The organism is Paracraurococcus lichenis, assembly GCF_030657435.1.
Taxonomy (GTDB): domain Bacteria; phylum Pseudomonadota; class Alphaproteobacteria; order Acetobacterales; family Acetobacteraceae; genus Paracraurococcus; species Paracraurococcus lichenis.
The window spans coordinates 1-1,294 of sequence record NZ_JAUTWS010000307.1 but is presented as its reverse complement, the minus strand read 5'-3'; the positions used below and the strand labels follow the sequence as shown (position 1 = coordinate 1,294).

1 protein-coding gene is annotated in these 1,294 nt (G+C 65.0%); it reads right to left on the bottom strand.

What is annotated here, in order from left to right; translation table 11 throughout:
- Positions 1-43: 43 nt before the first annotated feature.
- Positions 44-1,239 (bottom strand): IS3 family transposase gene (locus Q7A36_RS39860; RefSeq protein ID WP_305109333.1). Its coding sequence is split into 2 segments (ribosomal slippage): positions 44-969 and positions 969-1,239, totalling 1,197 coding nucleotides; the frame shifts between segments, so codons are not numbered across the junction.
- Between the last annotated feature and the right edge of the window lie 55 nt (positions 1,240-1,294).

The following is a 1,294-nucleotide window of genomic DNA, read 5'->3' as shown; positions in this document are numbered from 1 at the left end:
TGGGTTTCACCCGATCTCGTGGACAGTTGATGGGCTTGGTTGATTACGCGGCTGCAGTGGCGGCTTTCTGTTCCTCTTTCTCGTAGGTCATAGGCGAGCGGTAGCCCAGTGCTGAGTGAAGTCTGACCGGGTTGTACCAGGCCTCGATGAAGCTGAAGGTCGCCATGCGCGCCTCGGCGTGAGAGGCGAAGCGGCGTCGCGCGAGCAACTCGCATTCGAGGATGGCGAAGAAGCTCTCGCACATGGCGTTGTCATAGGCATCACCGACGGAGCCCATGGACGGCCGAACGCCGGCTTCCTTGCAGCGCTTGCCAAACGCCAGCGACGTGTATTGCGACCCCTGGTCCGAGTGGTGGATGACATCACCTGGACGGCGCTGGCCGATGGCCATCTCCAGCGCATCAAGTACGAGTTCGGCGCGCAGGTGGTTGGCGGTGGCCCAGCCGATGACCTTGCGGCTCCAAACATCGAGCACCACGGCCAGGTAGAGGAAGCCCACTGCCGTGGGAATGAACGTAATGTCCGCTACCCACAGCTGGTTGGGGCCGCTGGCGGCGAACTTGCGATCCACCAGGTCCGGGGCCGGTCTGCTGCTGTCGTCGCGGCGCGTTGTCACCGGTCCGCCGCGGCGGTGGCTGGCACCGACCAGCCCGGCGCTGCGCATCAGGCGCGCAATGCGCTTGCGGCCGTGCCGTTCGCCGCTGGCTCGGAGCTCAGCATGCACTCGCGGCGAACCGTAGGTCTGCCGCGAGGTGGCGTGCACCGTCCGGATCCGCCGCAGCAAGACCGCATCTGCCTCGGCATGGGCTGACAATGGCCGGTCGAGCCAGGTGTAGTAGCCGGCACGCGAGACGCCGAGCAGGCGTGCCATCTTGGCAATCGGGAAGGTGGCCTGGTTTGCCTTCATGAACTCGAAGATCCGGACGGGATCGTGCCGGTCTCGCGGGCAAACCAGGCCGCTGCTCGAGAGAGAATGTCGCGCTCCTGGCGCAGTTGCTTGTTCTCGCGCCGCAGGCGGGCAAGTTCCTCGCGTTCGGCCGTGTTCAGAGCAGCCTCGGCGGGTGCCGGCTTTGCTTCACGCCGACCCTCCTGCCGATCAGCAACGGCAACCCAGTTCCGGATCGCCTGGGCAGAGGGTTCGAACTCGCGGGCAAGGTCGGCTGGGTCGCGTCCTGAACGGACCAGCTCGACCATCTGGCGCCGGAACTCCGGTGCATATGCAGGATGGCTTTTGGGCATCAGCGACACCTCACGCGAAAGCTTCGTTGATGTCCACTGAAACGGGGCAAATCCA